The organism is Burkholderia sp. AU27893, from assembly GCF_002223205.1.
Taxonomy (GTDB): domain Bacteria; phylum Pseudomonadota; class Gammaproteobacteria; order Burkholderiales; family Burkholderiaceae; genus Burkholderia.
On record NZ_NKFD01000004.1, the window covers coordinates 1093709 to 1117654 of the forward strand.

Here is a 23946-nt window from a genome sequence, read left to right on the forward strand (position 1 = left end):
CCGGTGCTCGTGGGCGACGCGTCGTCCGATTTTTTCGGCGGCGCTTCAGTAGCCGCTACCACCTCCGCCACCGCTGCCTCCCGAGCCGCCACCGCCATACCGGCTCATGCCCGGGCCCTGCGCAGGGCCGCTACCCGACGCCGTACAGCCCGCCGACAGCACGAGCACCAGCGCGGCGATCAGCGCCGCGGCCCACCTTGCCGATTTCATGTCCGCCTCCTTGCCGCGCGCGGGACGCTGGAAAGGCCGGTTCGCGTGAACCGCGCGTCTGCGTGCTGACGGAACATGAAACGTTTCGGGCGGGCGGGTTATTCCATGCATTTTGTGGATCGCTGAACGCGAAGGGGCGGACCGGATGCATCTTGCCGCCTTGGTACACTCCGGCAGCCGCCATTCCGATTCCGACTACAAAAACATGAGTGCTACCGCAGAACGTCCGCCGTCGCGTCCGTCCCATCCCGTCGTGTTCGGCTGCATGTCGTTTGCCGTCGGCGGCCCGCTGGTCGCATCGCTCGTCTGGCCGGCCGTGATGCTGATCGCGTGGTCGTTGATCGACGGTCCGTCGTGGGAGGTACTGAAGGTCAGCGCCGGCATGGTGCCGCTGATCTTCTTCGCGTCGTTCCTGTTCGGCTATTTCGTGCCGGCGGCCGTGGCGGGCGGCATCATGGGTGCAATCGGCACGCGAATCCGGCGGCGCTGGTTCGTGCTGCTGGGGATGATCGTCGGGGCAGGCGCGATGATCGGCTTCGTCGAACTCGTGGCCTACCTGCTGAAATCCGACAAGGTCGGCGACATCGACGCGATCGCCACGCTCGATGCGATCGTGACGTCGGCCGTGCTGTCGTACTGGCTGCATCGGCGGCTCGCACGCCGGCGTTGAACGAGACGCGGTGCGTCATCCGGCGCTGTGTCGTTGCTCGCGAGCATGCAGCGGGCGGCACCGCGCGGCCGCTTCTGCGGCCCGTGGGCTGCCATGCCGTTCCTGAAGCGGAAGCCGCCGCCGTCGCGGCGGCCTGTGATCAACGATAGACGAGATCGGCGCGGCGATTCTGCGCCCACGCATCCTCGTCGTGGCCGAGCGCGACCGGCTTTTCCTTGCCGAGGCTGACCGCCTCGAGTTGCGTGGCCGGCACACCGAGCGTTTCGAGCCCGCTCATCACGGCCTGCGAACGGCGTTGGCCGAGCGCGAGGTTGTATTCGGACGTGCCGCGTTCGTCGGTGTTGCCCTGGATCAGCACGCGCCGCGCCGGATGGCTGCGCAGGTAGTCGGCATGCACCTGCAGCAGCGACTGGTATTCGGGCTTGACGGAGTACTGATCGAAATCGAAGTAGATGCTGCGCTTCGCGAGCGGGCTGTTCGGATTATCGAGATCGTCGGCCGTCACCGTTGCGACGGCTTCGCTCGACGGTGTTGGCTCCGTGCCGGCATTCTCGGGCGTCTTCGCCGCATTGTGGCAACCGGCCAGCAGCACGAAGGTTGCCAGGACTGCAAATCGATTCGTTTTGCTCATCGTTCGTCTCCAGCGGTTGACTGCGTTGAACGCGTGGGGCGAGCGACCGGCACGCCCGTATCCGGCCGGCATGGCGCGAAAGGTCCGGCACGCACGACGTGAAGCACGTTCGTAAGCCGGTGGTGCGCCATATGAAAGAGTGTCGCGACCGGAACGCCAAATCTCGGCGTCGCTGCAAACAGATTAGGAAAAATGTCACAGCGTGACCAGTTTCTCCGCATTTTTTTGCGCCGATACGACAGTCCGGGCCGCATTTTTGCTGTTGCACCGGGCGAAGCCACAGCGAAAAGGCCGCGCACGGGCGCGGCCATTCCAGTTCGGGACATGACGATCGGGCGGAGCTGGAAACGCATGCCCGACACGGCGGGCGCAACCGCGTTGCGCCGCACCGCTCCGTCTTGCGTCGTCAGAACTTGTGCCGCAGCCCCAGTGCGACGACGACCTGGTTGCTGTTCGCCGACGGCGTCAGCGTCCAGACGGTCGCGTTGAACGCGGGATTGCCGTTGCCGCCGCTCACGCTCTGGTAGACGCCTTCGAGATACGCATCGGTGCGCTTCGACAGCGCATAGTCGGCTTGCGCCACGACCTGGTTCCATTTCGGGCGCGTCTGGCCGGTGCGCGTGTCGAAGCGGCCCATCGTGTACGTGTAGGCGGCCGAGAGGCTCAACGCCCGCGTGACGACGTAGCGCCCGTCGATCGAGAAGTTGTCGAACACCAGCGATTCACCCTTCAGCGGCGCGATGCCGCCGCCCTGGAGCACGCCGGTCACGCCGTCGGTGGTCGAGTGCGACCATGCGGCGCCGACCGAATGCGGCCCGAATGCATAGCGGCCGGCCGCGGCCCAGATCTGCTGGTTGCCGCCGGTGATCGTTGCCGAACCGTCGACCGTGCTGAGCGCGCCGTTCGGGTTCGGCGCATTGCGGTCGCGGCTGATCTTCAGGTAGCCGGCGCCGAGCTTCAGCGGTCCGTTCGCATACGACACCCCCGTGCTCCACGCCGCGTTGTTGGAGAACTGGCCGGCCGTGTTCGAGAACCCGAACATCGCGCCGAACGTCAGCCCGCGGTACGTCGGGCTCGTGTACTTCACCGCGTGGTTGATGCGGAGATTGCGGTTCGAATCGTCGTTGTCGTACGGATGCACCGCGAGGTTGCCGCCCCAGCCGGGGCCGGACGCGCCGAGCGGCGTCACGAAATCGAGGATCAGGTCGTACTGGCGGCCGAACGTGAGCGTGCCGGCCGTCTTCGAGCTCAGGCCGACCCATGCCTGACGGCCGAACAGGTCGACGCCTTTCTGCGACAGTGCGCCGGTGGTGCCCGAGAAGCCGTTCTCGAGCGTGAAGACCGCGGCCGTCCCGCCGCCCAGATCCTCGCGGCCGCGCAGCCCCCAGCGCGACGCGTTCAGTGCGCCGCTCGTCATCGCGACGGCACCGCTGCCCGGCGAGCCGGCGCCGTGCGTGCGCTGGTTGGTCGCGTAGGTGATCGACGTGTCGATCAGGCCGTACAGCGTCACGCTGCTCTGTGCGTGTACCTCGCCCGATGCGAGAGCGGTCAGGCAGGCGGCAATGGCGGTCCCCGCGAGTCGAGTGCTGGCGTGCTGGTTCATCTTGTAGGAATGCATAGGAGTTTTTATCGTTTTTGCGGCCCGGTGGCCGGCGGATCGAGCGGCCATTATTGGAGATCGTGCGGCGCTCGATTAAGGCGTTGCACAGGAAAGGTCCTCTGCAAAATCGCGTGGAATCGCGGCGAGGTGGGGGCGAGGAGAGGGGCGGCCGCGGCCGCGCATCGACGCGGCCGGGTTTGGGGGGAAGCGAGCGCGAGGGGCCGGTGCCCGAAGCCCGGCCCTGCGCCCGTCAATGCGGCATCACGAGGCGCGGATCGATATACGCGTCGATGTCCTGCGACTGCTTGTATACGCCGTTGCGCACGTTGAACGCATTCGCGTTGCGCGTCGAGCCGTAGATCGAATCGAGCCCGTCGCCCTTGCGGAACGCGCGCTTCGCGGCGGCTTCGTCGAGCAGGTGCGTGCCCTTCAGCAGCGGGAGGTATTGCTCCGGCGCCAGGCCGACGCGCGCGGACATGATCCGGACCGCGTCGCCCTGCGTCTTCGGATCGTTGATGTAGGCGACGCAGCGGTACCAGACCTTGATCACCTTGGCCCAGTCGGCGCGGCGCGCGGCGAGGCTGGCCGGCGCGACGGTAATGGCGTCGTAGATCAGCCCCGGCGCATCCGCCGACGTGAAGATCGCACGGGCGCCCGGTGCGCGCTTCAACGCCTCGCCCGCGTTCGGCTGCCAGACGGCCACCGCCGCGATGTCCGTCGACGAGCCGAGCACCTGCGGCAGTTCGTTGGTTTTCGCGTTCACGAGCGTCACGTCGCCGTCCTTCAGCCCGTGCTTCTGCAGCGCGGTTTCGAGCAGCAGGTGATCGACGAGGCCGAGTTCGACGCCGACCTTCTTGCCCTTCAGCGCCTCGACGTTGCGCAGCGGCGGCTTGGCGACGATCATGTCGTTGCCGGCGGAATAGTCGGTGAGCAGGATCATCACGTTCTTCGCGCCGGCCGAGCCCGTGACGAGCGCGTCGCCGTTCGTCGCCGCGACCGCGTCGAGCTTGCCTGCCGAAAACGCGTCGAGCGATGCCGAGTAATCGAACCATTCGAAATCGACGTCGACGCCGGCTTCCTTGAACCACCCCTTGTCGAGTGCGACCTGGAATGCGACCCAGCCGGGCCAGTCGCTGTAGCCGATCTTGAGCGGCGCTGCCGCGTGCGCGGCGGGCGTCATGAGGAGCGTGGCGGCCGCGGCGGCGGCCCCCAAGGCGTGACGGACGGAACGGCGGGACAGCAGGCGGCGGAGCGCCAGGGCGGGACGGGTCATCGTTTTCTCCAGGAGACCGGGATCGGGATCGTCGATACGGACCGTGCGCGTGCGCGGTCCGGCCGCGTGGCCGGTTCCTGCGGATGCGGAACGAATGAAGCGGCCACGGAGAGGCGCGACGGCCGTTGCCATCGCCAATCTCCCGGGCTTTTGTCCCGCCGTGTAGCGCGTGCGCGTCCGGTCTCGCGATCGGACGCACCCGCGCCGGGCTGCTCTCGGACCAGACGTTCGATGAACCGGAACCCTAGCACCCCTAAGATGCGACGCCGCCGCACCTCTCGACGTCATGCCGAGCGAGAAGCGTGCCAACGGCACGCGGCGGGGCGGCTCAGGGGCGGCGCGACCTGCGCTGCAGTTCGATGAAGCGGGCGGAGAAGAGCGCGCTCAGCGCGCGCCGGAGCAGGTCGAGCTTGTTCATGAGGTGTCGCGTATCGAGTGAAGGTGCATGCATCGAGCAATGCCCATGCCATTGCCGATCGTGTCGTGCCGGCGGCCGCGGCGCGCACTGCGCCGGTGCGGGCGCGCGTTCGCATGGTGCGCGGCACGCCCGCCGCGAGGGCGGCCGTCCGCATCCGGTGCGGTGTCCGTCAGCGCGCGCATGCCGGAAAGCCGCGTGGCACCGCGATTCCTCACACGCTGGCACGCAACTCGCTTAGTCAGTGCCCGAGAGGTGCGAAGCAATTTGCATCATCTTCAGGATCGCTAGGGTTCCGGTCGTGCGGCGTTCGCGTCGCGCGATGGCTGGTCCGAGAGCAATCCGGTCTTGTCTTCTCCTCGCATCGAGGAAACGGCGAGGCTCCACGGAGGGATAAAAGCCCGGGAGGTCGCGATGTCGTTCGGTCGCCCTCTCACGCCTTTTGTCCAACCGACCACGGAGCCGCCATGTCGCCGCGCCCCCAAGCCGTCCTTGCCCCGCCGCCACACGTCGTGTGGGAAACGCTCATTCCCGCCGGAACCCACTGGTCCGGCATCCTGCGCCGCGGTCTCGCGCTGCGTGTCGTCGACGTCGACGGCGGCGCGAACCTGTCCGCGGTGTTTCATCGCCAGGAAGACCCGCTCGAACGCTACAACATGGCCGACACGCTGAAGGCGCAGCACACCGCGCATCTCACGCGCGGCCATGCGCTGTACACCGACATGGGGCGCGTGATCGCGTCGATCACGGCCGACACGCTCGGCTGGCACGACCCGCTCGGCGGCGTCGGCGACGCGCGGCTGTTCGCGCACAAGTACGGCACGACGTCGTACCAGGCCGATCGCAACGCGATGATCCGCAACGGCCGGGACAGCCTCGTGCTCGAACTCGCGAAATACGGGCTGTCGGCGCGCGACCTCGTCGCGAACGTCAACTTCTTCAGCAAGCTCGACACGCGCGACGACGGCGCGCTCGATTTCGTTGCCGGACATTCGCCGGCCGGCAGCATGCTCGACCTGCGCTTCGAGATGAACACGCTGGCGGCGTTCTCGACCGCGCCGCATCCGCTCGATCCGCACCCCGACTACGCGCCGAAGGCCGTGAAGCTGATCGCGTACCGCGCGTATCCGGCGGACGGGGCCGCGCCGGAAGACGATCCGTGCCGCCGCGCGTGCGCCGAGAACGTGCGCGGCTTCGCCAACACCGATCGCCTGTTTGCGTAAGGAGAGCCGAGCCATGCCGATCATCGAAAGCCGTCTCGACCCACGCGATGCCATTCACGACACCACGTTGAACGCGGGCGAACCGTGGCTGCGCGACCTGAAGCGCGGGCAAGTCTTCCGCATTCTCGACCTCGAAGGCAACCAGGCCGTCGACACGCTGTTCTACCGGTCCGACGACCCCGAGGAGCGCTACAGCGCGCAGGACACGATCCGCGCGCAGCGCAACCTGTACCTGAGCGCGGGCAGCGTGCTGCTGTCGAGCCGGGGCAACCCGATGGTGACGATCGTCGCCGATACCTGCGGCCGTCACGACACGCTCGGCGGCGCGTGCGCGGCCGAGAGCAACACCGTGCGCTATGCGCTCGACAAGCGGCACATGCACAACTGCCGCGACAGCTTCCTCAACGCGATCACCCACTGCACGTGCGGCGCGGGCGCGCGGCTCACCAAGCGCGACCTGGTCGGCAACGTCAACTTCTTCATGAACGTGCCCGTTACGCCGCTCGGCGGGCTGACCTTCGAGGACGGCATTTCCGCACCGGGCAAGTATGTGGAGATGCGCGCGGAGATGGACGTGACGGTGCTGATCTCGAACTGCCCGCAGCTCAACAATCCGTGCAACGGGTACAACCCGACGCCGGTGCGCCTCACGATCTGGGAGGTGGAATGAACGACCCCCACGCTCACTTGCTTTGCATGGGGCCGGAGTACGCGCTGAAGCGCTACTCCGGGCCGACACGTTCGCTGCCCCCCGAGGGGGCGGTTGCCTTCCTTGGGGCGGCCCGGCGGGAGGCAACATGAGATTCAAGAAAATCCTCGTCGCGAACCGCGGCGAAATCGCGTGCCGCGTGATCCGCACGCTGAAGCGGCTGGGAATCGCGTCGGTCGCGATCTACTCCGACGCCGATCGCGATGCGCGCCATGTGGCGCTCGCCGACGAAGCCGTGCGGGTCGGCCCCGCGCCGGCGGTGGACAGCTACCTGAACGTCGCGGCGATTCTCGCCGCCGCACGCGAGACGGGCGCGCAAGCCGTGCATCCCGGCTACGGCTTCCTGTCCGAGCACGCCGGTTTCGCCGACGCATGCGAAGCCGCGGGCCTGCGCTTCATCGGGCCGCGCGGCGACCAGATGCGCGCGTTCGGGCTCAAGCACACCGCGCGCGAACTCGCCGCCGCACAGGGCGTCGCGCTGCTGCCGGGCACGGGCCTGCTCGACGATGCACGGACGGCGCTCGCGCAAGCCGACGCGATCGGCTATCCGGTGATGCTGAAAAGCACCGCGGGCGGCGGCGGGATCGGCATGTCCCTGTGCCGCGATGCCGCGCAGCTCGAAGCGGCGTTCGATTCCGTCGTGCGGCTCGGCGCCGCGAACTTCGCGCATGCGGGCGTGTATCTCGAGAAATTCGTCGAGCACGCGCGGCACATCGAAGTGCAGATCTTCGGCGACGGCCACGGCGATGCGATCGCGCTCGGCGAACGCGATTGCTCGGTGCAGCGCCGCAACCAGAAAGTGATCGAGGAAACGCCTGCACCGGGCCTGACCGCAGAAGAACGCGTCGCGTTGCACGCGAGCGCGGTGCGGCTGGCCCGCGCGGTCGGCTATGCGTCGGCCGGCACGGTCGAATTCGTGTTCGACGCGACGACGCGCCAGTTCTATTTCCTCGAGGTGAACACGCGGCTGCAGGTCGAGCATTGCGTGACCGAGGCAGTGACGGGCATCGATCTCGTGGAATGGATGATCCTGCAGGCGGAGGGCGATCTGCCGCCGCTCGACACGCTCGCCGTTGCGCCGCGCGGCGCGAGCATCCAGGTGCGGCTCTACGCGGAGGATCCGCACAAGCAGTTCCTGCCGAGCGCGGGGCTGCTGACGCACGTCGCGTTTCCCGACGACGTGCGCGTCGACGGATGGATCGAGGCCGGCACCGAGATCAGCGCGTACTACGATCCGCTGCTCGCGAAGCTGATCGTGCACGGCGAGACGCGCGGCGACGCGCTGGCCGCGCTGCAGCGCGCACTGGCGCGTACGGAACTGTACGGCATCGAAACCAACCTCGACTATCTGCGCGCGATTGCCGGTTCGGATACCTTCGCGCGCGGCGCATCGACGACCGCCTTCCTGTCGCGCTTCGCGTTCGCCCCGCACACGATCGACGTGCTCGATGGCGGCGTGCAGACCACCGTGCAGCAGGCGCCCGGGCGCGTCGGCTACTGGAACGTCGGCGTGCCGCCGTCCGGGCCGATGGACGATCGCGCGTTCGCGCTCGCGAACACGCTGCTCGGCAACGCGCGCGACGCAGCCGGGCTGGAATTCACGATGGTCGGCGCGACGCTGCGCTTCAACGCCGAGACGCTCTTCGTGCTCGGCGGTGCGCCGCTCGCGGCATCGCTCGATGGCGAGTCCGCCCCGTTCTGGCAGGTGCTGCGTGCGCGGCCAGGCGCGGTGCTGAAGCTGGGCGGCGTGACGGGCGCCGGCGTGCGTGCGTGCCTGGCCGTGAAGGGCGGGCTGCAGGTGCCCGACTATCTCGGCAGCAAGGCGACCTTCACGCTCGGCCAGTTCGGCGGCCATGCGGGGCGTGCGCTGCGCAAGGGCGACGTGCTGCATCTGGACGCGACAGCCGGACGCGGCGAAGCGGGCGCCACGCTGGCCGCGGCGGAGATCCCCGCCCTGACGCACGCGTGGACGCTCGGCGTGCTCGACGGCCCGCACGGCGCGCCGGATTTCTTCACGCCGGACGACATCGCGATGCTGTACGGCACGCAGTGGACGGTCCATTACAACTCGAGCCGCACCGGCATCCGGCTGATCGGCCCGAAGCCGCAGTGGGCGCGCACGGACGGCGGCGAAGCCGGCCTGCATCCGTCGAACATCCACGACAACGCGTACGCGATCGGCGCGGTCGATTTCACCGGCGACATGCCGGTGATCCTGGGCCCGGACGGCCCGAGCCTCGGCGGCTTCGTGTGTCCGGTGACGGTCGTGCATGACGAATTGTGGAAGCTCGGGCAACTGCGACCGGGCGATACCGTGCAGTTCGTGCGCGCCCGTGTGTCGACCAAACTCTCCGCCGACACGGTGGTTGCGCGTCCGGCACCCACCAGCGCGCCGGACGCCTGCGTGCTGCATCGCGACCCGTCGGCCGGCGGCGGCATCGGTGTCGTCTACCGGCGCTCGGGCGACCGCAACGTGCTGGTGGAATACGGGCCGCTCGTGCTCGACCTGAACCTGCGTTTTCGCGTGCATGCGCTGATGTGCTGGCTCGACGCGCACCGTCTGCCCGGCATGCTCGACCTGACGCCGGGCATCCGTTCGCTGCAGGTGCAGTTCGACGCGCGGACCTTGCCGCTCGACACGCTGCTTGCGCATCTGCAGACGGCCGAGCGCGAACTGCCGGAAGTCGCCGACATGCGCGTGCCGAACCGCATCGTGCATCTGCCGCTGTCGTGGGACGACCCGTCGACGCGGGTCGCGATCGAGCGCTACATGCAGTCGGTACGGCCCGATGCGCCGTGGTGCCCGAGCAATATCGAGTTCATCCGGCGGATCAACGGCCTGGCCGGCATCGACGACGTGAAGCGCATCGTGTTCGACGCCCGTTATCTGGTGATGGGGCTCGGCGACGTGTACCTCGGCGCGCCGGTCGCGACGCCGATCGATCCGCGCCACCGGCTCGTCACCACGAAGTACAACCCCGCGCGCACCTGGACGCCGGAGAACGCGGTCGGCATCGGCGGCGCGTACCTGTGCGTGTACGGGATGGAGGGGCCGGGCGGGTATCAGTTCGTCGGCCGCACCGTCCAGATGTGGAATCGCCACCGCACCACCCGTGAGTTCGAAGCCGGCAAGCCATGGCTGCTGCGCTTCTTCGACGAGATTCGCTTCTACGAAGTCAGCGAGGCGGAGCTGGCGGAACTGCGCGCGGATTTCGTCGCGGGGCGCGCCGGGCTGAAGATCGAGGAATCGGTGTTCGATCTCGGCGCATACAACCGTTTCCTGCGTGACGAGGCCGATTCGATCGCCGCGTTCAAGGCATCGCAGCAGACGGCGTTCGAAGCGGAGCGCGAACGGTGGCGGGTGGCTGGCCATGCCGAATACGTCGGCGACGCGGCGCAGGGCGACGCGGATGCCGCGCGGGAAGCCGGCGCGCTCGCCGATACGCAGCGCGCGATCGCCGCGGACGTATCGGGCAGCGTGTGGAAGGTGCTGGTCGAAGCCGGTGAGCGCGTGACCGAAGGGCAGGTCGTCGCGATCGTCGAGTCGATGAAGATGGAGGTCGCGGTGACGGCGACGGAAGACGGCACGATCGAGACGGTCGATTGCGCGCCGGGCGCGGCGGTGGTGGCCGGCCAGCGGCTGATGGTGATGAAGGCGGGCGCCGCCGAGGAGGTCGCATGAGCACGACGGAACGTTCGATTGTGCCCGGCGTCCGCTCGATTGCCGCGCTGCGTGCGCGCTATGCGGCGGGCGACCTGACGCCGCATGCGCTCGTCGACGCGATCGCCGCGCATTTCGCCGCGGGCGATCCGCATCATGCGTGGATCCGGCCGCTGACGCATGGCGAGATGACGGCCTACGCCGACGCGCTGGCCGGGCGCGACCTCGCGTCATTGCCGCTGTACGGCGTGCCGTTCGCGATCAAGGACAACATCGATCTCGCCGGCATCCCGACCACGGCAGCCTGCCCGGCCTATGCGTACACGCCGGCGCGCAGCGCGCCCGTCGTCGAGCGGCTGATCGCGGCCGGCGCGATCCCGATCGGCAAGACCAACCTGGACCAGTTCGCGACCGGGTTGTCGGGCCAGCGCTCGCCTCATGGTGCGTGCCGCAATGCGCTCGATCCGCGCTATGCGTCGGGTGGCTCGAGCTCCGGGTCGGCGGTGGCCGTGGCGCTCGGCGTCGCGTCGTTCTCGCTGGGTACCGACACGGCCGGCTCCGGGCGCGTGCCGGCCGCGTTCCACGGGCTCGTCGGGCTCAAGCCGACCAAGGGCGTGTTGAGCACGCTCGGCGTCGTGCCGGCCTGCCGGTCGCTCGATTGCGTGTCGGTGTTCGCGCACTCGGCGGCCGACGCGCGCACGGTGTTCGCCGCCGCGCACGGCGTGACCGACGGCGATCCGTACGGACGCGCATGGCAGCCGCTGCTGGGCGCGGACGGGCTACGCGCGCAAACGGCGCGACCGCTCGGGCAATTGCGCTTCGGCACGCCGCGCGCCGATCAGTTGCAATTCTTCGGCGACGAATCGTATGGCGCGGCGTGGCGTGCCGCGCTCGAGCGCATGCGTGCGACCGGGGCGATGATCGTCGAGATCGATTTCAGTGCGTTCCTGGCTGCCGCGCGGCTGCTTTACGAAGGCCCGTGGGTGGCCGAACGGCTCGCCGCGATCGGCGCCTTCGCCGCGCGGGAACCGGACGCGCTGCATCCGGTGATCCGCGAAATCGTCGGCGGCGCGGCGCGATTCAGCGCGGCCGATGCGTTCATCGCGTTCGACACGCTCGCGACGCTGCGCGTCGAGGCCGGTCGCGCATGGGACGGACTGGACGCGATCGTCATGCCGACTTCGGCGACGACGGCGACCATCGACGCACTCGAAGCCGACCCGATCGGCGTCAATTCGCGTTTTGGTTTCTACACGAACTTCGTCAACCTGCTCGACCTGTCGGCGATCGCGGTGCCCGCCGGTCGCTGCGAAACCGGGCGGCATGCCGGGCTGCCGTTCGGCATCACGTTCGTCGGGCGCGCGCACGACGACGCGCGGCTGCTCGACCTTGCGCAGGCGTGGGGTGACGCGGAGGAACGCGGCGGCGGGGAGGGCGGCGGCCTGCAGACGGACGTCGCAGACGACGCGTTCGCAACGCCGGCACCGGTGCCCGGCGCGTCATCCGGCGTCGTGTGCGTGGCGGTCGTCGGCGCGCATCTGAGCGGTGAGCCGTTGAACTGGCAGCTCACCCAGCGGGGCGGACGTTTCGTCGCCGCGACGACGACAGCGCCCGCCTATCGTCTCTACGCGCTGTCGGAGGCGGCATCCGGCGGCGTCGCCAAGCCGGGCCTCGTGCGTGTGCCGGACGGCGGCGCGTCGATCGCGGTCGAGCTCTGGGAGATGCCGGTCGACGCTTACGGCAGCTTCGTCGCCGGCATTGCCGGCCCGCTCGGCATCGGCACGCTGACGCTCGCGGACGGCACTCGGGTGCAGGGCTTCCTGTGCGAGAGCGCGGCGCTGGCCGGCGCGCAGGACATCACGCACTTCGGCGGCTGGCGTGCCTACCGTGCGAGCCCCGCGAGCGGCGCGACCAGCGCAGGCGCATTGCAATGAACGTCCGGTCGCGCGGCGCTCCGGCATGCGCGCGACCGGCACCTGAAACGATACGGAGATTGACATGCCAACGACCCGCAACACGAACGGATGGCTCGCCGTGCGCCGCGAGCTGACGACCCGCGGAAAATGGACGCTCGGCGTGGCGTCCTTCCTGCTGCCGTTCGCCGTCTGGTGCCTGATCAGCTATGTGCCGTTCATCTGGCATCCGCAAATGCGCGTCACGAATCCGGGCAGCGTCGACTATTTCCAGGCCGGCATGCAGATCGATCGCGACGTGTTCGACGACGAACTCGCCCATGCGCGAGCGACCCACGCGGCCGTGCCCGAAGGCGTGCGCGCGAACCCGGTGTACCTGCCCGCGCCGCACCAGGTGCTGCGCGCGTTCTACACGGCGTTCACGACTCCGCCGGCATCCCGCGACGGCGTCTGGCTGCACGAGAGCCTGTGGCACAGCATCCGGATCATCTTCTGGGGCTTCCTGATCTCGTCCGCGATCGGCGTGCCGCTCGGCATCGTCTGCGGCACCTTCAGCGTGCTCGCGCGGCTGCAGGAGCCGTTCCTGGAGTTCTTCCGCTATTTGCCGGCACCCGCGTTCGGCGCGCTGATGGTCGCGATCCTCGGCATCTACGATGCGCCGAAGGTCGCGATCATCGTGATCGGGACGCTGTTCCAGCAGGTGCTGATCATCGCGAACACGACGCGCAAGCTCGAATACGGGCTGTTCGAGGCAGCGATGACACTCGGCACGAAGAAGCTGAAGCTGCTCACGCACGTCGTGATCCCCGGCGTGCTGCCGGACCTGTATCGCGACCAGCGCATCCTGCTCGGCTGGGCGTGGACCTACCTGATCGTCGCCGAACTAGTCGGCACGAGCTCGGGCATCACCTGGTACATCAGCCAGCAGGCGCGCTACCAGCATTTCGACAACGTGTATGCGGCGATCCTGATGATCGGGATCATCGGCCTCGGCACCGACATCGTGCTCGGGCTGCTTGGCCGCCGGCTGTTTCCGTGGGATCGCACGCTGAACGCGTGACGCCCGTTGACGCCCACCCATCGACCGATTTCCGCGGAGACCATCATGCAGAACCCGCAAGCCGTTCCCGATTACCTGATGCAGTCCGACGCGGTGCGCGAGCGCTTCGCGCGCCTGAAAACCCGCGACGTGATACTCGACGTGCGTCATGTCGGCAAGCGTTTCGCGACACCGCAGGGCGAGTGCACCGCACTCGACGACATCAGTTTCCGTACCTACCGGCGCGAATTCGTGTGCGTGATCGGCCCGTCCGGGTGCGGCAAGTCGACGCTGATCCGCATCCTGGCCGGGCTCGACGCACAGACGAGCGGCGAGGTGCTGCTCGACGGCAAGCCCGTGCAGGGGCCGGGTGCCGATCGCGGGATGGTGTTCCAGGGCTACACGCTGTTTCCGTGGCTCACCGTGAAGAAGAACGTGATGTTCGGACTCCGGATGAACGGCAGCAGCAACGGCCAGGCCGAGCGCGAAGCGCTGCAGTGGCTCGATCTGGTCGGGCTCACGCGTTTCGCGGATGTCTATCCGCACCAGTTGTCGGGCGGCATGAAGCAGCGCGTGGCGATCGCCCGCGCGCTCGCGAACCGGCCGCGCATCCTGCTGATGGACGAGCCGTTCGGCGCGCTCGACGCGCAGACGCGGGCGCGGATGCAGACGCACCTGCTCGACATCTGGCGCAACATCGACGTGACGATCCTGTTCATCACGCACGATCTCGACGAGGCGATCTTTCTGGCGGACCGGATTCTCGTGCTGAAGGCGAACCCGGGGGCGGTGCAGGAACTGATCGAGGTGCCCGTGCCACGGCCGCGCGACTATGCGCAGGTCAATACGCCGGAGTTCATCGCGACGAAGGCGCGGCTCGAGGCGCTGATCCATCCGAAGGAGGTGGTGGCGATCGACGATGGCGTGCGGCCGCACATGATCCGCATGACGGATGTGTCGGACAACGTCGAGTAAGCCGTGATGAAAACGGGCGGACGGTCGCTACGTCCAGGCGCGGGCGAGCGCCAGCGCCGTCGCGACATCGCCGCGGCGATACGCGGCCCGAACGGCTGCCGTCGTGGCCGCGATGACTTCCGGCGGCGGTGACTTTCGCAGACGCACGGCGACGCGCGGTAGCGATGCGAGCTGAGTCCGCAGGTCGACGATCAGCCGGCAGCAGCGAAAACCGTCGGACGCGGCTTCCGGGCGGACGGCGGCATCGGCAAGCCCGGCCGTCCACTCGACGCCGCGATGGCGCCTGACTGCGTCGAGGTGCGGCAGATGGCGCGCGTCGCCCGATAACGCGATCAACAGCGCGGCCCATTGCGCGCCGCGCCATCCGTGTTCGTCGTCGCACGTGAGGTCGGCCAGCAGCGCGTCGTCCAGCACGGACAGGCTTTGCCGGCACAGGTAGTGGAAGTCGAGCGGCTGGTAGCGGACCTGCGGGTAGTCGCGCAGCACGTGCCCGAGTTCGGCGCCGGTCTCGACGGCAGCAGCGAGAAACCGTTCGGCCGGCGCAGGACGGTTCAGCAGCAGCGTCGGCACGCTTCGGTAGAGCCGGTGGATGTCGTCGGGGTGATAGTGCATCGCCAATGTCGGGGGTGGTCGACCGGCGCGCGCGGTGCGCCGTTCAGGTTTTCGGCGGGTCGCCGGACAGCAGCGCCGTGTAACGCCGCTGCATTTCATCGGGTTCGACCGCTTCGATCGTATGCCCGATCAGCCAATCGTAGCCGAACGGGTCGCGAATCTTGCCGGAACGCTCGCCGTAGAACTGGTCCTGGATCGCGCGTGTCAGCTGTGCGCCGGCCGCGATCGCGGCGGCGATCGTCGCGTCGGCGTCGTCGACATGCAGGTGAAGCGACATCGGCGCCTTGCCATCCGGGTCGATCGCGAAGATATCGTATTCGGGGAACTCGTCCGAGATCATCAGCGTGCACGGCCCGAGCTGCAATTCCGCGTGGCCGATGCGTCCCGACGGCTCGACGAGACGGAATTTCTCCTGCGCGCCGAACGCCTTCGCATAGAACGCGATGGCGTCGTCCGCATGCCTGGCGCGCAAATAGGGAAAGACTTCGTGAATCGCCATGGTGCCCTCCGGTTTGGGGGTGTGGGTGTCGCTCGAACCTGTCGGGCCTCGCGGGGCGCGTCGTGACTTCGCTGGGGCGGTGGCCGAGGATTTTGCCGTGTCGTGAACGGCTAACACGCTGATTCTACAAACGAATCGTGTGAATGGGGCAAGGGCGGCGGTGCGGCGGCGGGCGCCGGACGAATGCAGCGGCCATCCGGGCGAGGACGACATTTCGAGCTTCATCCCGCTGCCGAGCGCCGCCGACGATCTCAGGATTCCGTTCGTGGCCGCCGGCGGCATGGCTGATGGGCGATCGCTGGTGGCGGCACTTTCGCTTGGCGCGGACGGCATCGACATGGGGATGCGTTTCATCGCCACCCGCGAGGCGCCGGTGCACGGGAACGTGAAGCAGGCACTGGTCGCGGCGACCGAACTGGACGCGCGCCTGGTCATGCGCCCGTTGCGCAATACCGAGCGCGTGCTGCGCAATACCGCCGTCGATCGCATCCTCGAAAAGGAAAGCAGGCTCGGTACCGATATCCGGTTCGACGATAGCGACGAAGAGGGCGCCGGCGTGTATCCGCGCATCATGAAGGAGGGCGCGCTCGACGCGGGCGCATGGTCGTGCGGCCGGGTCGTCGGCTTGATCCGCGATATCCCGACCGTGAAGGAACTCGCCGATCGCATCGTGAGCGAGGCGAAGGAGATCATCCGTGGTCGGCTGGCACGTATTGCTGTTTGAGCTACAAGCTGCCCGAATTCCGGGAGCCGCGCGCCTGGTGCGGGTTGGTGCTGAAGAACGGCAAGGCGCTTCCGGCCTCGCCCGGCCCCATTGGGCCAGGCGAGACTGCAGAAGGGCGGACCGCTGCCCGCCATCGTCGCGCGCAACACCACGAAAGCCCGCCAAATCCTGCCGACAGTCGGTCGACGGCGACGGCATGCCGTCCAACGAGCGCCTCGTGCCTGATTTATTGTCATTGCTCGTCGGAATGCCGCCGCCAGCCCGGCCATATCGTTGTTGTCGGCGTCGATGCGCCGTCGTCGTGCGGGGCGTAGGCAAGGGTAGCGTTGCTGGTCAAGGGTGTCGGGGCACTCACTGTCGGCGAACCGCGCCCGGCCTCCTTGATTGGCGTGCATCTTAAATGAGCGTGCGCAGCGAAAACTGACAAGTTCTGACATCCGGAGCGCGGACGTCAACGGCGTGCCGGCGGGCGTCGCATGTTCGGTTATAGTGTCGCCCGATTGCAGACACCAGTACGAATCGCGCGATGCTCCGGCTCATCTTCCTCATCCTGATTACCTGGGCCTCCGGGGCTTTCGCGGCAACGCCGATTACGTTGCCGGACGGAGGGCAGGTCGGCATCCGGAACGGCTGGGATCTGTTGCGCGATCCGGCTAACACGCTCACGGTCGAGCGCATGTCCCAGCCCGAGATCGCGCGCGCATTCGTCGGCCAGACGTCGGAGCCCGCGCTCGGCTATGTCAACGGCGCGGTGTGGCTGCGCGTGACCGTGATGCGCCCGGCGAGCGCACCGCCGATGTGGCTGCTGGAATTGCGGTCGTCGCTGCTGAACGACGTCACGCTGTACATGCCCAAGCCGGGCGGCGGATACCAGCGCCACGTCGCAGGCGATCGCAAGCCGGTGGAACAACGCGACATCGCGTACCGCAACCCCGTATTTCGCCTGGACCTTCCGCCGGACCAGCCGGTCACGCTCTATCTCCGAATCCGCAGCACCAGCACCATGAGTTTCTCGATGGCGCTGTGGTCGCCAGACGCGTTCATCTCCGCGACGAGCAAGGAGTCGTTGCTATTCGGGCTGCTGGACGCCGCGCATCTCGTGCTGCTCGTCTCGAGCCTGTGGCTGTTCCGGGTGACGCGCGATGTATCGTTTGGGCTCTACGCGCTGAGCGTCGTCGTGAACCTGCTCACCGCGCTCGGCGCCGAAGGCTACATCTATCAGTACCTGCTGCCGGGCTTTCCGGCCGCGAGCAATGCGGTCTACCTGATCAGCTGGCTGCTCGGCACGCCGGTCGGCACGCTGTTCACGATGCACTACCTCGGCCTGTTCAACGGGCGCTGGCGGCGCCCGACGATCGCTTTTGCCGCACTGACGATCGTCGTGGCGCTGGCTGTCGCGCCGCTGATGCTGATCATCAATGTCTGGTGGGTGCGACCGCTCTACCTGTTCTGGCAGATGGCGGTCATTCTCGTCACGATGGGCGTTGCGCTCTGGCTCACCGCCCGCGGATACCGGCACGCACGCATCGTCGTGCTCGTGCTGTTGCTGTTGCTCGCCGGCAGCGCATTGCGTGTTGCGCGCAACGTCGGCTGGATCCCGCCGGGGCTGCTCGCCGACAACGCCGGATACCTGGGGATGCTCGCGTTCATGCTCGTCATGAATTCGGCGATCAGCTCGCGCTACAACGCGATGCGCAATGCGATGGAAGCGGCGCAGGCCGATGCATTGCGTGTCGCGCGCCAGGCCGAGCGCGATCTCGAAGCCAAGGTCGCGCTGCGCACCCAGGCGCTGCGGGAGGCAATGGAGCAGGTGGAAGCGTCGCTCGCGCTGGAAAAGCGTGCGCAAGACGAGCAGCGCCAGCTTCTGGCAACCGTGTCGCATGAGCTGCGGACGCCGCTGGCCGTCATCGACGCCACTGCCCAGAATCTCGACCTCGACGACTCCCGCGCCGATCCGTTGACGTCGTCGCGCTACCAGAAGATCCTGCGCGCGACGCAGCGTTTGACGGTGCTGATCAATGACTCGCTGCACGAGGACGGGTTCGAGCTGCTGCGACGCGGAACCCGCATCGGCGACACCCGGCTGGCGGCGCTGCTCGACGATGCGGCCACGGCTGCCGGCGCGCTGTCCGACGGCCACCGCCTCGAAATCGACGCGAAACACCTGCCGGACATCTTCGTGTGCGACGGCAGCCTCACGCGTCTCGTGCTGCGCACGCTCGCCGACAACGCCGTCAAATACACACCTGGCGGCACCCGGATCGTGTTGCGCGGGCGGCGTGTGCCGGGCGGTGTGGAGCTGGAAGTCGAGGACGACGGCCCCGGCATTGCGCCGGCGGATCTGCCGTATGTATTCGAGCGGTTCTATCGCGGCCGCAACGTGGGCCGCAAGCCGGGTACCGGCCTCGGTCTCCCGCTGGCGCGCCGCATGGTCGAGATGCAGGGCGGTACGTTGAATCTGGTGAGCGAGGCGGGGTACGGGTGCCGGGTGACGGTCTTTTTGCCCACGAACGCGGGCAGGGCGGCCGTAGCCGCTCAGGCGAGCATCAGTGGCGCGGCGAACGTGTAGCCGGTGCGATGGACGGTCTTCAGCGGGAGTTCGGAGCCCGTCTCGCTTCGCCAGCGCTGCCGCAGGCGGCTGACCATCGTTTCCAGCCTGCGCTCGTCGTAGTCGACCCAGTCGAAACCGAAATCCTCCGCGATCTGTCGCCGGCTGACGGCCTTGGACGGATGCCGCGCCAGCAGCGCGAGCAGGGCGATCTCGCTCGCCGACAGATCGAGCCGGCCGCCGCCCGGCGCAGACAGTACGCGGGCCTGACAGTCGAGCCGCCAGTCGTTCGCCACCCGGCGGCCGAGTGCCTGGAGAATGGCGTCGAGTTCGAGCAGTTTCACCGGTTTGACCAGATAGTGATCGGCGCCGCCGATCAGGCCGTCGATCTTGTCCTGCGTGTCTCCGCGTGCGGTCAGCATGACGATGCCGCAATCGCGATGCCGGGCTCTGAGCCACACGGCCGCGTCGAAACCGCTCCCGTCGGGCAGCATCACGTCGATGATCGCAAATGCGAGATCCGACGCCCGCTCCTGGAACTCCGCGATCGTGCCGGCCTGATCGACCGTCCAGCCGCGTTTTTCCAGAAACGCGGCGATTTCCTCGCGCAACTCGACCTCGTCGTCGAGCAACAGCACTTTGGCCATACTGCTACCTTGAATCCGCGTTGTGTGGTTGCGGGGTCTGCCTTTTGTTTCCGCCGAGATCGGCGGCAATGCCGCGCTGGGTAGCGCGATGCCGTCGTCATCGGCCCCGGATTCGCCTGCGCTTGGCAAGCGCGGGGATTTTAGCCGACCGGGGCCGCTGTGATCGTGGTTAGGGGCAATCTTGCCCGGCGTTTTATTGCGGAACACGCTGTACTTATTGCTGTAGAACGCCACCAGGTTCGTCGTGGCAGTCCCAGGGCTTCTCGCAGGCCAACGTCGTGCCGAAATCGGCGTAGCGCTCTCGAATAGTGGTCAAGGCGCGTAACGCTAGTCCTTCGTCGAGCTTGCGGTTGCCTGGCCGGCCACGACGGCCCGAAGCGACGCCGCAAGGTCCATGCTCTCGATATCGGATGACCAGCCTTTCCACCTGTCGCACGCTCAGTCCCAGCCGTTCGGCCGCACGTCCGGGCTTCAGGCCCGTGTCCACCACGGCCTGGATTACCTTGAGTCGATCAAGCTCTCGCATCGTCAGTGTCGCCAATCCGGCTGGCTGCATGGACGGCTCCGCGCTCGCTCAACGAGCCGTCCAGCATGCCAGCAGTCAAAAACACGACATCTGTAAATAGCCAGAACACGACATTTCTAAAAAGCTACTACAACCAATGTCATACCCGGATTCAGATGTCCACCTTCCAGCTATTTAAAAATGTCCGGTATTAAGGTTGGTTTTGCTGCGTCTTTTTCCTCGTTTTGAGCATTACGCAGTGTCGAAGGTCGGCGCCTGAACGGGCAGGGCGCTCACGTTCGTTTCACTAGCCTTTGCAGACCGACGGCCAGGTTTGTTTGGCGGCTTTGCGGTTTGCCGACGTTGCGCCAGTTCCACGATCACATGCTCGACGTCGGCCTGCGTGACCTCGCGTTGCTTCTTCTTGCCCGCTTGGGGTTCGTTTCGGTCGGTCCGGGTTGAGTCGCCACGATGCGTTCGAGACGGGGCTTTACCGATTCGACTATTATCGCGTTGCGCCTGCAGCGCTTGGGCGACCTGTAGCACATGGCTCAAACGCTTGTGCTCAACGACGGCACCTTGATCGATTTCGGCCAGGCGGTCGTATTGCCTGCAGCTCAACGCACGATCGTCAGCCCGAATCTCGATCCGCCCATCCGGGTACTCCCATACCTCGATCTGACGGTCGATCAACTTCCGGTTCTCCGGCGTATCGTCCAGCAAGTACATCACCCGGTCGTACTGAACCGTGAGCGACTTCGTTACCTTCCGTGGCTCGCGCCACGTCAGCGCCCGGTCCAGACTCTCGTCGGCCCGCAACGGCCGGTGCGCATTGAAGTCGCTCTTTGGCGGCTTCGCGAAGCGCGTGTTGTAGGTGGCCATGAAGGAGGGCGCGTAAGCGTTGGCGTCGGCCACCGTGTTGATGCCGCGCAATCGCATCTCCTTGACCAATCGATCCTGCAACGTCAAGTGCGCTCGCTCCACGCGCCCCTTGGCGGAGCTGCTGTTCGCGCAGAACGTGTCGATGTTCAGCTCGTACATCGCCCGGCCAAACGGCGTCACGCGATTGCCAGTCTTGCCCGGCTTCACGTTGCGGAACACGCTGGCCTTGTCGCTGTAGAACGCTCCCGGCTTGCCATGGCGTTCGATATACGTCCGCGTTGCCTCGAAGTAGCTGAACGTCGATTCGGTCTGCGTGAAGTGCAGCATCATCAATCGGCTCGTCGCATCGTCCACATACACCAGCAGCGTGCAGGCCGGTGCCCGTTCCTCGAACCACCGATGATCGCTGCCGTCGATCTGGATCAACTCGCCCAAGCATGCGCGACGCGCTCGCGGCTGATAAACCTTCGGCGGACGCTGTCGACGCGGAATGCACAAGCCAGCGTCCGTCATCAGCTTCCTGACCGTCTCCTTGGCCAGCCCAATGCCGTGACACTCCCAGAGCTTCTCGCAGGCCAGTGTCGGTCCGAAATCGGCGTAGCGATCGCGGATGATCGACAGCGCCCGGTCCACAATTACCGCGTCCAGCCGGTTGTTGCTTGGCTTCGCATACCGTCCCGACACGAGACCTTGAGGCCCGTGTTCCCGCAGCCTGGCGACCAGCCGGCGAACCTGCCGGGTCGTCAGCTCCAGCCGTTCTGCCGCACGCCATGGCTTGAGCTTGCCGTCCGCCACGTCCTGAATGACCTTGAACCTGTCCAGTTCGCGCATCGTCATCGTGATCCGTTCCGTTGCAGCCATCGCAGCCTCCGGCGCCGGACAACCGGCAGCCGGTCAGCTTACGATGGGTCGAAAAACGGACATCTGAACTTAGCCAGAAGCGGACATTTGAACTTAGCTACTACAACCCAATCCAGCGATAATTCACGTTATGTAAAGTCTAGTCGCTAGCAACAACGCCTATGAATGCCGCCGACCACCGTCACGGCGCGCTGTCCGATTTCCTTGCGCTCACCGACGGTCTGTCCATCGCTCGAATCGCTCAGTCGCTCCGCTGCTGCACCCGCACTGTCCGGAACTACGTCGCCGGTCGTTCGCCGATCCCGTGGCACCGCATCGAGCTTCTTCGCTTGCTCGCGTCCGAAGCCATCGCGCCGGCCGCCGGTGCTCGCGCCGCTTCGACGGTCGAACAACCCGCCGTTGTAGCGAACATCGAGCCTGACCCGGCTTCACCCGACGTTCTCCCCGACGGATTGCTCGCATGGGTCGGCGTCCACGCGGCGCATTTCCTCTCAAGCCAACGGAGCTTCGCGCACTACGTGCGGGGCTGGAATGTCGTCGACAAGATTCGGCGAGCCAAGCGCGAAGGCACTTTTGCGGCCGTCCTCGCGCAATGGCGCGTCTTGGCGATCGAGCTTCCGCGTATGTAACGCAGCGGGCCGTTATGGACTGGCGTCGGCCCGCCTGCATACCACCGCCAAGAAAGCTAACCGTAACATTGTGTTACGCTGCTGCTTTCAATACCACAACAAAAAAGGACAATCCATGACCCTTTCCGGGGTACGCCGCGCATGCGGCGTGTTTGCTGCAGCCTGCATTTCGGCGGTCCTGACTCAATCCGCCGCTGTGGCCGGGCCGACCGCGTATCACATCAAGGACAACAAGGCCGGGGCGTGGTTCGGTTGCGATACCAAAGAACGTTTCGACAAGATCATTTCTTTCGACAAAGCAGCGTTCAGGAAAGCAGCCCTCAGCGCGATCGCGGCCGGAAATTGCACCGTGTTCCGCGCCGGGCAAACGGTCTACCTGGGCGATGTGCCGATCTTTGGCGGTTTGATCCAGCTCCGCCGCGAAGGCGAGACAGAGGAATACTGGACGAACCGAGAGGCGATCAGCAGTAAGTAAGCCACAGCGAAAACACACCCCGAAGCCCGCACCTGAACTGACCCCACGAAGTTGGACGGTTAAAGGCTAGGCGCCCAAGGACTGAGTTCTGTATTGCACGGGACTCAGTCCTTTCAGTTTGAGCTTGATTCGTTCGTGATTGTAGTAATGGATGTAGCGCTTCAGCGTCTGGCGTAATTGCTCCACGCAAGTGAAGCGCTGCTGCCTGAAGCACTCGCCAGCCTTGATCCGAATGCAGCAACGGCTTGTCCTTGCGCGGGAGTTTAGCCAGTGCCCTCTTCAGCATACTGTTGACCAACTCGAAGCTCGGCCGCCTGTCCATCTGATAGGCCACGATCTCGCCGTTGTACAAGTCCATCACCGGAGACAGGTACAGCTTCTGGCCTATACAGGTGCGGTCGAACGTGCCGCTTCCGATCTGGCAAATAGACAGCAGCGTCAGCAGCAACTAGAGAAAGTGTTATCGGGAATTTTTTAAATTTCTGGGTCCACGGCATCTTGTTTTTCGGACGCTGTACTTGCAGCATAAGAAACATCAGCTATAGATCAACCTTGGGTACGAAAGCCTGCGGATGTGTGTGATCGGTTGTAGTGCAATTTGCGTTGTCACAGATCGAGCGTCCGGTTGGCCAGCGAAACGGACTGTCGTGTTTAAAATGGACGGCGGGAGAATTTGCGGAGATGCAGTAATGATCCGGGCAAACAAAGCGTCGCTCCTCGCTCGAGGCAACAGCGTAACAAGCTCGTAATCGCCCCCTTCGAAACGCCAGCCACGATAGGCGCTTTAAATGGGAGCGCAGAGATTCGGCCGCGCGAAATCAAGGACGTGGGTCGCGGTATTTCCGTGTGCGCCCTCGACGCTGCTCCGCCGGCAGGTTCAGGCCGGCTCCTGCCAAACATCTTCGTATCCCTGGTCATCGACGATGAAACGCGTGCCGGGCGGCAACCGAAGATACTTGATGACGAGCGGCAGCATTTGCTGAAGATGCTCCGTATGCACCGGCTGATAAAAGTCATCGGCGTCCGAGTATTCGCCGCAATGGAAATACCAGCTGATGTTATCGTCCGGGCGACGTTCCAGACGCGTGCCATAAACCGGCATCTGCCCCACGGTCGACGTCGCGAAGGCGACCATGTCCTCCACGGCGGTTTCGGGTAACCCGTATCGGTCGCATACTTCGCGCTGCATGTCCGCTATGGCTGTTTCGTGTTGCGATTCCATCTTTGCACTCCAGGTGTGCGTTC

19 protein-coding genes, 3 pseudogenes and 2 riboswitches are annotated in these 23946 nt (G+C 66.3%); of the genes and pseudogenes, 11 read left to right on the forward strand and 11 right to left on the reverse strand.

The features are described from left to right. Nucleotides 1-45: 45 nt before the first annotated feature. Nucleotides 46-210 carry a hypothetical protein gene (locus CFB47_RS41280; protein WP_179258979.1) on the reverse strand — a complete coding sequence of 55 codons (165 nt, stop codon included), beginning with the start codon at nt 208-210 and terminating at the stop codon, nt 46-48. A 205-nt stretch (nt 211-415) separates the two neighbouring features. On the opposite strand from CFB47_RS41280, the gene CFB47_RS24855 reads away from it, so the two are divergent. After that, on the forward strand, nt 416-880 hold the full coding sequence (locus CFB47_RS24855) for a hypothetical protein (protein ID WP_089458259.1): 465 nt from the start codon (nt 416-418) through the stop codon (nt 878-880). A gap of 139 nt (nt 881-1019) precedes the next feature. On the opposite strand, the gene pal is transcribed toward CFB47_RS24855, so the two are convergent. The 3 genes from pal to CFB47_RS24875 all read right to left on the reverse strand — a co-directional run bounded on the left by pal (nt 1020) and on the right by CFB47_RS24875 (nt 4384). Beyond that, nucleotides 1020-1511 (reverse strand): peptidoglycan-associated lipoprotein Pal, encoded by a 492-nt coding sequence (gene pal / locus CFB47_RS24860; protein WP_089462607.1) that lies wholly within the window; start codon nt 1509-1511, stop codon nt 1020-1022. 406 nt (nt 1512-1917) lie between these two features. Further along, nucleotides 1918-3129 carry a porin gene (locus tag CFB47_RS24870; protein ID WP_089458258.1) on the reverse strand — a complete coding sequence of 404 codons (1212 nt, stop codon included), beginning with the start codon at nt 3127-3129 and terminating at the stop codon, nt 1918-1920. Nucleotides 3130-3361: 232 nt separating this feature from the next. Next, nucleotides 3362-4384: an ABC transporter substrate-binding protein gene (locus tag CFB47_RS24875; protein ID WP_089462608.1), complete on the reverse strand. Its 1023-nt coding sequence runs from the start codon at nt 4382-4384 to the stop codon at nt 3362-3364. Between the two features lie 137 nt (nt 4385-4521). Further along, a riboswitch (guanidine-I (ykkC/yxkD leader) is annotated at nt 4522-4643 on the reverse strand. 432 nt (nt 4644-5075) lie between these two features. Continuing rightward, nucleotides 5076-5209, forward strand: a riboswitch (guanidine-I (ykkC/yxkD leader). A gap of 57 nt (nt 5210-5266) precedes the next feature. Here CFB47_RS24875 and CFB47_RS24885 point away from each other — a divergent pair. The 6 genes from CFB47_RS24885 (at nt 5267) to CFB47_RS24910 (ending at nt 14319) form a co-directional block, all read left to right on the forward strand. Continuing rightward, a complete protein-coding gene (locus CFB47_RS24885) occupies nt 5267-6022 on the forward strand; it encodes an urea amidolyase associated protein UAAP1 (protein ID WP_089462610.1) in 756 nt (251 codons plus the stop codon). 13 nt (nt 6023-6035) lie between these two features. Further along, nucleotides 6036-6692 carry an urea amidolyase associated protein UAAP2 gene (locus CFB47_RS24890; RefSeq protein ID WP_089458254.1) on the forward strand — a complete coding sequence of 219 codons (657 nt, stop codon included), beginning with the start codon at nt 6036-6038 and terminating at the stop codon, nt 6690-6692. Between the two features lie 127 nt (nt 6693-6819). After that, the gene (gene uca / locus CFB47_RS24895) at nt 6820-10413 is read left to right on the forward strand and encodes an urea carboxylase (RefSeq protein WP_089462611.1); all 3594 of its coding nucleotides are present in this window, start codon (nt 6820-6822) and stop codon (nt 10411-10413) included. Further along, entirely contained in the window at nt 10410-12326 is a 1917-nt protein-coding gene (gene atzF, locus CFB47_RS24900; RefSeq protein WP_089462612.1) for an allophanate hydrolase, read from the forward strand. The genes uca and atzF overlap by 4 nt, the downstream gene beginning before the upstream one ends. Nucleotides 12327-12390: 64 nt before the next feature. Further along, nucleotides 12391-13365 (forward strand): ABC transporter permease, encoded by a 975-nt coding sequence (locus CFB47_RS24905; protein ID WP_089462613.1) that lies wholly within the window; start codon nt 12391-12393, stop codon nt 13363-13365. Nucleotides 13366-13410: 45 nt separating this feature from the next. Continuing rightward, the gene (locus CFB47_RS24910; RefSeq protein ID WP_089462614.1) at nt 13411-14319 is read left to right on the forward strand and encodes an ABC transporter ATP-binding protein; all 909 of its coding nucleotides are present in this window, start codon (nt 13411-13413) and stop codon (nt 14317-14319) included. A 27-nt stretch (nt 14320-14346) separates the two neighbouring features. On the opposite strand, the gene CFB47_RS24915 is transcribed toward CFB47_RS24910, so the two are convergent. Beyond that, nucleotides 14347-14931: a hypothetical protein gene (locus CFB47_RS24915; RefSeq protein ID WP_089463537.1), complete on the reverse strand. Its 585-nt coding sequence runs from the start codon at nt 14929-14931 to the stop codon at nt 14347-14349. Nucleotides 14932-14974: 43 nt separating this feature from the next. Further along, the gene (locus CFB47_RS24920) at nt 14975-15430 is read right to left on the reverse strand and encodes a VOC family protein (RefSeq protein ID WP_089462615.1); all 456 of its coding nucleotides are present in this window, start codon (nt 15428-15430) and stop codon (nt 14975-14977) included. A 181-nt stretch (nt 15431-15611) separates the two neighbouring features. Between CFB47_RS24920 and CFB47_RS24925 the strand changes: the two are divergent. Together CFB47_RS24925 and CFB47_RS24930 are read left to right on the forward strand one after the other, a co-directional pair. Beyond that, nucleotides 15612-16154 (forward strand): annotated as a pseudogene (locus CFB47_RS24925) (NAD(P)H-dependent flavin oxidoreductase); the annotation flags it as partial. A 526-nt stretch (nt 16155-16680) separates the two neighbouring features. Next, nucleotides 16681-18723, forward strand: coding sequence for a sensor histidine kinase (locus CFB47_RS24930; RefSeq protein ID WP_089462616.1), 2043 nt, complete (start codon nt 16681-16683; stop codon nt 18721-18723). Here CFB47_RS24930 and CFB47_RS24935 read toward each other — a convergent pair. The 3 genes and pseudogenes from CFB47_RS24935 to CFB47_RS24945 all read right to left on the reverse strand — a co-directional run bounded on the left by CFB47_RS24935 (nt 18690) and on the right by CFB47_RS24945 (nt 21597). After that, nucleotides 18690-19583, reverse strand: coding sequence for a response regulator transcription factor (locus CFB47_RS24935; protein WP_256946749.1), 894 nt, complete (start codon nt 19581-19583; stop codon nt 18690-18692). The genes CFB47_RS24930 and CFB47_RS24935 overlap by 34 nt on opposite strands. A gap of 10 nt (nt 19584-19593) precedes the next feature. Further along, a pseudogene (locus CFB47_RS24940) lies at nt 19594-19905 on the reverse strand (helix-turn-helix domain-containing protein); the annotation flags it as partial. Between the two features lie 201 nt (nt 19906-20106). Further along, nucleotides 20107-21597, reverse strand: coding sequence for an ISNCY family transposase (locus CFB47_RS24945; RefSeq protein ID WP_089462618.1), 1491 nt, complete (start codon nt 21595-21597; stop codon nt 20107-20109). Nucleotides 21598-21758: 161 nt separating this feature from the next. Between CFB47_RS24945 and CFB47_RS24950 the strand changes: the two genes are divergently transcribed. After that, a complete protein-coding gene (locus CFB47_RS24950; protein ID WP_089462619.1) occupies nt 21759-22226 on the forward strand; it encodes an IS21 family transposase in 468 nt (155 codons plus the stop codon). A 115-nt stretch (nt 22227-22341) separates the two neighbouring features. Continuing rightward, nucleotides 22342-22701: a hypothetical protein gene (locus CFB47_RS24955; protein ID WP_089462620.1), complete on the forward strand. Its 360-nt coding sequence runs from the start codon at nt 22342-22344 to the stop codon at nt 22699-22701. A gap of 66 nt (nt 22702-22767) precedes the next feature. On the opposite strand, the pseudogene CFB47_RS24960 reads toward CFB47_RS24955, so the two are convergent. Both CFB47_RS24960 and CFB47_RS24965 read right to left on the reverse strand, forming a co-directional pair. After that, nucleotides 22768-23086 (reverse strand): annotated as a pseudogene (locus CFB47_RS24960) (IS3 family transposase); the annotation flags it as partial. 492 nt (nt 23087-23578) lie between these two features. Next, on the reverse strand, nt 23579-23923 hold the full coding sequence (locus CFB47_RS24965; protein ID WP_226203280.1) for a hypothetical protein: 345 nt from the start codon (nt 23921-23923) through the stop codon (nt 23579-23581). Nucleotides 23924-23946 lie beyond the last annotated feature (23 nt).